Below are 9,170 nucleotides of genomic sequence, written 5' to 3' on the forward strand. Positions count from 1 at the left end.
CCATCGCGCTCGCACGCTCCCGGCGCGATGCGACTTGAAGAGAGTCTCATGACGTCATTGACCACGGATCCACTGCTGTGGATCTTGCTGGTGGTGCTCGTCGCTGCGGTCGTCGCAGTGATGCGGGCCCGGAGAACCAACATGGCGCTCCGAAGAACGAGAAAGGACCTGGAGGCAGGACTGGGACAGGCCCGCGGCGACGTCGGGCAGCTCCACACGCACATCGCCGCGCTGACCGCACAGCATCAGCGTGACCTCGCGGACGTACGGGCCGACGCGGAGGCTTCGACCAAGGCCGTGCTGAAGTCCGCGATGGGCACGCTCCAGTCGCTCGCCGAGGAACAGCAGGTCCTCCTGGACAGCCTGCTGAGGAAGTACGGCGACACCACGGACGTCCTGGCCGACCTGATGACGGTCGACCACACCGGCAGCCAGTTCGGCCGCCGCGCCAAGGGCATCTCCGTGCTGTGCGGCGGATGGCTGGGCCGGCGCGAGGGCGCCGCCACGGTCTACGACGTCGCCCGCAGCGCCCAGGGCAGGATCAAGGACTTCGACCGGGTCAGCGTCCACTCGCAGGTCAGCGTCTCCCTCGTCGGCAAGGCGGTCGAGCCGGTGGCCGTCGTACTGGCCGAACTGCTGGACAACGCGACGAACTACAGCGCGCCCGGCACACCGGTCGAGGTCAACATCCAGACCGTGCCGACCGGTATCTGCTACATCGTCGACGACGCCGGACTCGGCATGGACCAGGAGACCAAGGACCGGGCGGCGGCCCTGCTGTCCGTGGACGGTCCCGTCGACATCACCGGTCTCGGCGATCCGCCGCGGTTCGGCTTCGCCGTGTGCGGCATGCTCGCCGCCCGCTACGGCTTCGCCGTCTCCGTCGGCTCCGTTTCCCCCTACGGCGGAGTGCGTGCAGTGATTCGTGTGCCCGAAAGCCTCCTCTCGGCCGACACTCCTTCCCCGGCGGCCGGCGCCCAGGACGACCGGGACGCCACGGCCCCGGAGGCCGCGCCCCAGCGACTGGCGCCGGTCCCGGTCGTGGGCCCCTCGCACGTGGTGGGAACGACCTCGGGAGGTCTGCCCAAACGCCGGCGGCGCAGCGGCACCGTCACCGTGGTCCCGGCCCCCGACACCGCAGGCCAGGAGGGCTCTCCCGAGCCGGCCAGCGAGGTGACGGCGTCCCGGATCGGGGCGTTCGCGCGCGGAACTCAGCTCGGGCGGACCACGCAGACCACGGAAGGACCTGACAACCAGTGAAGATCGACCTGTCCTGGGTGCTGAACGACGTGCTCGAAGTACGCGGAGCCCGGCACGCGATCCTCGTTTCGGGAGACGGCCTGCTGCTGCAGCGCTCGGACGACATCGCACGCGACGATGCCGAGACGAACGCGGCCGCGATGAGCTCGATGCAGTCGCTGAGCCGCGCCGTCGCGGGGTTCGTGGGAGCGGGACACGGAATCTGGAAGCAGACGCTGCTGGAGTACGACGGCGGCTGGATCTTCCTGATCGCCGCCGGCCAGGGCTCGTACCTCGCCGTGTCGGCCGCGCTGGACGTCGACATGGAGGCCATGTCCTTCCGCATGCAGAAGACGGTGGCCGCCCTGAGCAAGGCGATGAGTGTGGCTCCGCGCTCGGAGAACGGTGCCGGGGTATGACCACGCCCGGCGAGGAGGCCTCCGTCACCAGCGAGTTCGTCCGCTCCTACGTCATCACCGGCGGCCGTAGCCTGCCGGCCGCGGACGACCTGGCGCTGCACACCCTCGTCACCCTGGCTCCCGAGCGGACCCCGCCGCTGGGAGCCGGCCCCGAGGTGATGGCGATCTGGCAGCTGTGTGCGGGCGGCTACCTGTCGGTCGCCGAGGTCGCGGGCCACGTGGGCCTGCCGGTGGGGGTGGCCCGGCTGCTGCTGACCGATTTATCAGAGCAGGGCCACCTCCTGCGCCGCGCCGAGCCGCCCCGGGCTCAGAACGTTGACAGAGCGACCCTCGAGAAGGTTCTGAATGGACTCCAATCCCTCATCGGCTGAGACGGCCCCTGGATCCATCTACGTCTCCAGCGCGGTGACCAACGCCGCCAAGATCCTGGTCGTCGGGCATTTCGCCGTGGGCAAGACGACCCTCATCGGCTCGCTGTCGGAGATCACCCCGCTGCGCACCGAGGAGAAGATGACCCAGGCGTCCCTCCACGTGGACGACCTCAGGGGCGTGACGGACAAGACCACCACCACCGTGGCCCTGGACTTCGGCCGCCTGACGCTCAGCGACGACCTCGTGCTGTACCTGTTCGGCACCCCGGGGCAGCAGCGTTTCATGCAGCTGTGGGAGGACATGGCCCGCGGCGCGCTGGGGGCACTGCTCCTGGTCGACCCGGCCCGGCTGGAGGAGACCTTTCCCGTCATCGACCTCGTCGAGCGGTACGGCCTCGAGTACGCCATCGCCGTCAACGGCTTCCAGCCGGGCACGGTCTACGAGGAGGCGGAGGTGCGCGAGGCCCTCGACCTGCTCCCGGACACCCCCGTGGTCTACTGCGACGCCCGCGACCGGCAGTCCTCCGCCCACGCGCTGATCGCGCTCGTCCGTCACCTGCTCACCCGAGCCGCCTGACCCGCCCATCCGCCCGGACCGTCTCTCCCCCGGACCACCGGCCCGGAGCCAGCAGAAGGAACCCCATGGACCGCCAGTCAGTCCCCGCCCCCGCCGACGCCAGATGCCCCATGCACGACCACGCGTTCGCCGCCGACCCCCACCAGGTCTACGACCGGTTGCGCGCCCACGGTCCGGCCGGACCGGTCGAACTCGCCCCCGGCATCGACGCCACACTGGTCGTCGGCCACGAGACGGCCCTGCGCGTGCTGCAGAACACCACGCTCTTCGCCCGGGACTCCCGCCGCTGGAAGGCGCTGAACGAAGGGCACATACCGCTGGACCACCCGGTGCTGCCGATGATGGCGTACCGGCCCAACTGCCTGTTCACCGACGGCGCCGTGCACCTCAGGCTGCGCAAGGCCGTCACCGACAGCCTGGCCCGGCTCAACATCACCCGGATCCGGCGCGACGTCGAGCCCATCGCCGACTACCTCATCGACCAGTTCTGCGAGCGCGGCCGTGCCGACCTCCTCAACGACTACGCCAAACTGCTTCCGCTGCTGCTCTTCAACAAGCTGTTCGGCTGCCCGGCGGACATCGGTGACACGCTCACCAGCGCCATGTCGGCGATCTTCGACGGCAAGGACGCCCTGCGCGCCAACGAGGAGCTCACCGCCTGCCTCATGCAGCTGATCGCCCTCAAGCGCCGGCAGCCCGGCGACGACGTCACCTCATGGCTGATCCAGCACCCCGCGGGGCTGACCGACGAGGAGCTCAAGGACCAGCTGGTCATGCTGATGGGCGCCGGCGTGGAACCCGAGCGCAACCTGATCGGCAACGCCCTGCTCCTGCTGCTGTCACCGGACACCAGCGGACGCGACTCCGGGCTGCTGATCGAGGAGGCGATCGATCACGTGCTGTGGAACCAGACGCCCATCGCCAACTACGCCACCCACTACCCGGTCCAGGACGTGGACCTCGGGGGAGTGGTGGCCGAGGCGGGCACGCCGGTCGTCATCAGCTTCGCCGCCGCCAACACCGACCCCGCGCTCGCCGAGGCCCGCCACAGGCACAGCAAGGGCGCCCACCTGGCCTGGGGGGCGGGTCCGCACGCGTGCCCGGCCAAGGACCCGGCGCAGGTCATCGCCGTCACCGCGATCGAGAAGCTGCTCAACGCCCTGCCCGACCTGATCCTGGCCGTCCCCGAGAAGGACCTGGAATGGCGTCCCGGCCCGTTCCACCGGGCGCTGGTCACGCTCCCAGTGGCCTTCAGCCCCGCACCGGCCACCCATATCGCCGCCGCGCTGCAGAGCCGGACCGTCCCCGCCACGGCAGAGCAGCCGCTTCCCACGGCGCCGGTCGCCGCCGCCCGCCAGGAGCCGGCCAGGAAGAAGGGCTTCTGGAGCACCTTCCTGGACGTCTTCCGGGTGTGATGCCTGAGATGTCGCGGTCTCATGTGCGGCATGTGACGGGAGCAACACTGTCGGGCGCATGACGAAGGAGAGGGGAAGGGTAGGTTCCGGCGGTATCGGTAGCGCCCAGCCACAAAGGAGCTTCGCGTGACCGCCGTTGGCGTCATACGCGGTACCACCCCCACCGACCGCCGAGCCGTCATCCCCCTCCTCCGTCGCCTCCGCTCCGCCGAGGGACAGGCCGATCCCCTCCCTGTCTGGGACGAACTACGCGCACTGGGCGAAGTGGTGCCCGCTCCCTGGGGCGGGTACTTCGTGACCGGATTCGATGCCTGCAACCAGATCCTGCGCGGCAGGGACTGGCTCGTGCCGGATTTCGCCTGGCAGCAACGCCGGCCGGACATGGCGCGCTGGCAGGACCCGGCGACCCGGGAGATGACACGGACGCTGTCCCGCCTCAACCCGCCCGAGCACACCTCGCGGCGCCGCGCCCTGGGCAACCTCTTCGACCGCGGCACCCTCGAGGCCATGCGGCCCCGGATCGCCGCCCATGTCACCGAGCTCCTGGACCGTCTCGCCTTACAGCTGCGCGCCCACGGCGAGGCCGACTTCGTCACCACGGTCGGCGACCAGCTGCCCGTCCACACCGTCGGCCACTGGCTCGCCATCCCGGCCGAGCACTACCCGCACATCCTGGACTTCACCCACCGGCAGGTGCACGCCCAGGAACTGATCCCCACCAAGAGCGAACTGGCCGTCTCGGCCGAGGCCACCCTGGAGATGCGGGCCTACTTCACCGGCCTGATCGCCCACCGGCGCGCCCACCCCGGCGACGACGTCCTCAGCGGCTGGATCCGGTACTGGGACGCCGAGTGCCCCGACGACCGCGCGGCGGCCGACCAGATGCTGTACGACCTGACGATGTTCATCACCATCGCCTCCCTGGAGACCACCGCGACGCTGCTGACCAACGCCGTGTGGTTCCTGACCCAGGACCCGGCCCGGGCCGACTGGCTGCGCCGGCACCCCGAGCACGTCGACGACGCGATCGAGGAGGTGCTGCGCTACGACCCGCCGATCCACCTCAACTCGCGCTTCGCCGCCGACGACACCGTCCTCGCCGGTGTTCCCATCGCCAAGGACACCACCGTCCACGTCCTGTACGGCGCCGCCAACCACGACCCGCGCCGCAACCCCGACCCCCACCTCTTCGACATCCGCCGCAAGGGCGCCCACCTCACCTTCGGCGGCGGCGTCCACTACTGCCTCGGCTCGGGCCTGGCCCGCCTGGAAGCCCGAATCCTGCTCACCCGCCTGCTGGAACGATTCCCCACCCTGCGGCCCACCGCGGGCCCGACGTATGCGAACCGGATGGTCTTCCGGCGCATCACCTCCCTGAAAGTGACGACATGACCGCCCTGCCCCTCACGACCCTCCCGGCCGGCGCCGTACGCCCGACCCTGCGGACCCACCGGGAGGGCCCCGTCCTCACCGTCGAGCTGAACACCCCCGAGCAGGGCAACACCGTCACCGACGCCCTGCTGGACGACCTCCTGGGGGTCCTGCAGGACCAGGACCCGGCCGTCCGGGTGCTCGTGCTCACCGGGAGCGGTGACGACTTCTGCCTGGGCGGGGACCGCCGCGAGTCCGTCCGGCATCTCGCCCACGACCCCACGGGCGGCGCCATCCGCATGTCCGGGGCCAAGGCGCGGCGCGTCTGCGAGGCCCTGACCTCGAACCCGGCCGTGACCATCGCACGTGTCCACGGCAAGGCCATCGGGGCGGGCTTCGCCCTCGCGCTCGCCTGCGATCTGCGGGTGGGATCCGAGGACGCGACCTTCCGGCTGCCCGAACTCGCGCTCGGGCTGCCCACCGCGTGGGGCGGCCTGCTGCCCCGTCTCATCAACGAGGTCGGCGCCGCCCGTGTCCGCGAGATCGTCCTCACCGGCCGCGCCATCACAGCGACGGAGGCCCAGTCCCTGTCCATCCTGCAGAAGGTCGTCCCCGCCCACGAGCTGGACGCGGCCGTCGCCGACTGGGCGCGGCCCGTCGTCCGCCGCCCCCAGGCGGCGCTGCGCGTCACCAAGACCCTGCTCAACTCGCTGTCCGCGGCCTCGCGTCTGGCCGATGTCTCCGCACTGGACGCGGAACTGATGGCGGCCGTCGTGACCGAGTCGCACCATGCCCGCAACAGCAGCTGATCAGCGCCGCGCCAGGCGCCGGTCCAGGGACGTCACCGCGTCGCGGAAGGCGCGCCCGAGGCCCGCCCCGGCCAGCCCGAGAACGAACCGGAACGGCGCCGTCCCGTCCGCGGCGAAGGTCCACTGCACCCGGGTGCCCGTGCCCCGAGGAGCCAGGCGCCACTCCTCGGCCAGGGCACGGACGCCCGGCGCGTTGGTGGCGTCGACGCGGTAGGCGTACACCTCGGGCGCCTTCGCCGCGAGCACCGTCTCCTCGAACCGCGTCCCGCCCCTGAGCCGGATCTCACGCCCGGCGCCACCTTCGGTGGCTCGGGCGAGCGTCACCGCCGAGAACCACTGCGTCCAGCCGGGCACATCCTCCGCGAGCGCGCGGAAGACCTGCTCGGGGGACGCGGAGACCCCCCGCGCGAAGACCAGACGTACGGGCGCGGCCCCGACGAAGTCGAGATCCACCGGGCGCAGACGACGAGCCATGGACGTAACCCCCTTGTGCCACTCCCGCAGGGCGGTCGACCGGGCGGCCCACCATAGCTGACAGACCCTCAGATGTCTGCGTCGTCTTCCCCGGGCTCGCCCGCCACCACCACCCGCAGGTGCTCGGAGATCTCCGCGCGCGCCTCGGCGGGCAGGCCCGCGTCGGTCACCAGCGTGTCCACCTGCTCCAGCGCGGCGAAGGAACTCAGGCCCACCGTGCCCCACTTGGTGTGGTCGGCGACCACCACGACCCGGCGCGCGGAGTGCACCAGCCGCCGGTTCGTCTCCGCCTCGGCGAGGTTCGGCGTGGACAGCCCGGCCTCGACCGATATGCCGTGCACACCGAGGAACAGCAGATCGAAGTGGAGGGCGGCGATCGCCTGGTCGGCCACCGGTCCCACCAGCGAGTCCGAAGGGGTGCGCACGCCGCCGGTGAGCACCACGGTGGCCGCGCCCTGCCGCTGGCCCGAGGTGCGCTGCGCCGCGTGGAAGACGTCCGCGACCCGCACCGAGTTCGTCACGACGGTCAGGTCCGGCACCTCCAGCAGCTGCTGGGCGAGCGCGTACGTCGTCGTACCGCCGGACAGGGCGATCGCCGTGCCCGGGGTGACCAGCTTGGCGGCGGCGCGCGCGATGTCCTCCTTGGCGGTCAGCTCCAGACCCGACTTCGCCTCGAAGCCGGGCTCGTGCGTGCTGGCCTCGACCACCGGCACCGCGCCGCCGTGCACCTTCTCCAGCACACCCTGGCGGGCGAGGGCGTCCAGGTCACGGCGTACGGTCATGTCCGACACGCCGAGCCTGCGGGTCAGTTCGTTGACCCGCACACCGCCCCGGCGCCGGACCTCGTCCAGGATCAGGGCGCGGCGCTGCTCCGCGAGGAGGTTCTGATTCTCACTCACGTACGCTCCGGTCCTTTCGCCGCCATCCGTCCGACCCGCCCGGCGCACCGGCCCCGACCAGGAGGTTCCGGCCGGCCGGAGATGCACGGGCGTCCCATCTTGTCACGGGTCGCCACCGGTTGCGCCACCACCTGTCACGACGCGCACATGCCACGTCCGCCACATCCGCCCCGGCCGGCATCACACGGATCGGGGAGATTCCGTGACGAGAGGTGTACGACACCCCCGGACCGGAGATCCTGAAGCCCGCATCGACACAGTTCTTCGGGTGCGTCACGGGGGTGCCGGAACGGTGGACCACGCACAGGAAGGCCGCAGCCCGCGGCAGCCGGACGCCGAGCTGGAGTTGCTGGTGCACGGGGTGGGCGGGACCACTCCCGAGAAGATGCTCGGCGACCCGCGCACCGTCCGGGTCACCGGCGACGACACGGCCGCCGCCTTCCGGCGCGCCGTGGACGCCGAGGCCGGGAAAGAACCCGGGAACGGGCCGGTCCAGGAGGCGTACGTCTGGTGCAACCTCACCTCCGGCGACAGCAGCCGCGCCCTGTGGCTGTTACTGCTGCCGTTCATGGTGGTCAACCTCGCCCACTGGATGCGCCCCGCCGCGGCCGGCCGGCACCGCACCGTCCGCCTCTACGGCCTCCTCGTACGGCTGGCCGCCCTCAGCCTGACCGTTTTGCTGGTGGCCGCCGCCTGCGAGGTGGCCCTGGACCTGGTGGGCTGGCAGTGCGCCGGCGTCCGGTCCTGCGCCCACCGCCACTCGTGGCTGGCCTTCCTCGCGCCCCCGGCGTCCGTGGCCCCCGGCGGGCACGCCACCTGGTGGAGCCTGCCCGGCCGCCGGCTCGCGCTCGCCGCACTGGTGCCGACCGCGCTGACGGCCCTGCTCTGGTACCTCTCCCGCCGGACCTGGAGCGCCTACGAGTCCCACCGGCCGATGGCCCACGACCCCGAGCCGGACACCGATGCCAGCGCGCTGACCAGGCCGGGCTTCTGGTACGGGCGCCGCCTCGTGGCCCGGCTGCGCGCCGCGCACACCGCCGCGGCTCTGCTGACCGTCGCCGCCGCCGTCGCGGCCCCCGCGATCCGCTTCGACCACCGGCCCGGCGGCCCCGCCGCCCTGGACATCCTCGGCCGGCTGCTCACCGCGGCTCTGCTGGCCTGGGCGGCGACGGCCGCTGGGGTGGTCTGCCGCCGGGGCCGCAGCGAGAACCGCCTCGACCAGCGGCTCGACCGGCACCTCGTACGCCTCCTGCCGCTCGGCGCGCTCGCCCTGCTGCTGCTCACCGTGATCTACGCCGGCTGGGCCCGGCCCGGCTGGCGGTCCACGGGCCGGCTGCCGGGCGACCCGGCCTTCGGCGCTCTCATGCTGGCCCAGGGGCTGCTGGTCGTCGCGCTCGCCGTCGTGGCCGGGTGCCTCCACCGCCGCAGCCCCGATCCGCGCGCCGGCATGTGGGGCCTGGGCGGACCGGCCGTCGCGCTGCTCGCCTGCGCGCTGGGCGGCGTGATGTCCGGCGGGGTCGCACAGCGCGTCGCCGCCTGGCAGCTGCCCCCGTCCGTCCGCGCCCGGATCGCCCTGCTGACCTACGGCTCCCCGCT

At 72.1% G+C, this 9,170-nt stretch carries 9 protein-coding genes and 1 pseudogene; 8 read left to right on the forward strand and 2 right to left on the reverse strand.

Features of this window, described 5'->3' with window-relative positions:
- The first annotated feature begins 48 nt into the window (after positions 1 to 48).
- The 7 genes from ABT288_RS37485 to ABT288_RS37515 all read left to right on the forward strand — a co-directional run bounded on the left by ABT288_RS37485 (position 49) and on the right by ABT288_RS37515 (position 6,201).
- On the forward strand, positions 49 to 1,260 hold the full coding sequence (locus ABT288_RS37485) for an ATP-binding protein (protein WP_351617802.1): 1,212 nt from the start codon (positions 49 to 51) through the stop codon (positions 1,258 to 1,260).
- Positions 1,257 to 1,658, forward strand: coding sequence for a roadblock/LC7 domain-containing protein (locus tag ABT288_RS37490; RefSeq protein WP_323376296.1), 402 nt, complete (start codon positions 1,257 to 1,259; stop codon positions 1,656 to 1,658). The genes ABT288_RS37485 and ABT288_RS37490 overlap by 4 nt, the downstream gene beginning before the upstream one ends.
- Positions 1,655 to 2,029: a DUF742 domain-containing protein gene (locus ABT288_RS37495; RefSeq protein WP_351617803.1), complete on the forward strand. Its 375-nt coding sequence runs from the start codon at positions 1,655 to 1,657 to the stop codon at positions 2,027 to 2,029. Before ABT288_RS37490 ends, ABT288_RS37495 begins: the two co-directional genes overlap by 4 nt.
- Positions 2,004 to 2,606: a GTP-binding protein gene (locus ABT288_RS37500; protein WP_351617805.1), complete on the forward strand. Its 603-nt coding sequence runs from the start codon at positions 2,004 to 2,006 to the stop codon at positions 2,604 to 2,606. Before ABT288_RS37495 ends, ABT288_RS37500 begins: the two co-directional genes overlap by 26 nt.
- 110 nt (positions 2,607 to 2,716) lie before the next feature.
- On the forward strand, positions 2,717 to 4,021 hold the full coding sequence (locus ABT288_RS37505; protein ID WP_351617822.1) for a cytochrome P450 family protein: 1,305 nt from the start codon (positions 2,717 to 2,719) through the stop codon (positions 4,019 to 4,021).
- A gap of 126 nt (positions 4,022 to 4,147) precedes the next feature.
- The gene (locus tag ABT288_RS37510; protein ID WP_351617808.1) at positions 4,148 to 5,413 is read left to right on the forward strand and encodes a cytochrome P450; all 1,266 of its coding nucleotides are present in this window, start codon (positions 4,148 to 4,150) and stop codon (positions 5,411 to 5,413) included.
- Complete coding sequence (locus tag ABT288_RS37515; protein ID WP_351617810.1) at positions 5,410 to 6,201, forward strand: enoyl-CoA hydratase/isomerase family protein; 792 nt, start codon at positions 5,410 to 5,412, stop codon at positions 6,199 to 6,201. The genes ABT288_RS37510 and ABT288_RS37515 overlap by 4 nt, the downstream gene beginning before the upstream one ends.
- Here ABT288_RS37515 and ABT288_RS37520 read toward each other — a convergent pair whose 3' ends face one another.
- Complete coding sequence (locus tag ABT288_RS37520) at positions 6,202 to 6,675, reverse strand: SRPBCC family protein (RefSeq protein ID WP_351617813.1); 474 nt, start codon at positions 6,673 to 6,675, stop codon at positions 6,202 to 6,204. It lies immediately after the preceding gene.
- A gap of 68 nt (positions 6,676 to 6,743) precedes the next feature.
- Complete coding sequence (locus ABT288_RS37525; RefSeq protein ID WP_351617816.1) at positions 6,744 to 7,574, reverse strand: DeoR/GlpR family DNA-binding transcription regulator; 831 nt, start codon at positions 7,572 to 7,574, stop codon at positions 6,744 to 6,746.
- 292 nt (positions 7,575 to 7,866) lie between these two features.
- Here ABT288_RS37525 and ABT288_RS37530 point away from each other — a divergent pair.
- A pseudogene (locus ABT288_RS37530) lies at positions 7,867 to 9,170 on the forward strand (hypothetical protein); the annotation flags it as partial.

This window comes from Streptomyces sp. NPDC001093, assembly GCF_040298985.1.
Lineage (GTDB): Bacteria > Actinomycetota > Actinomycetes > Streptomycetales > Streptomycetaceae > Streptomyces.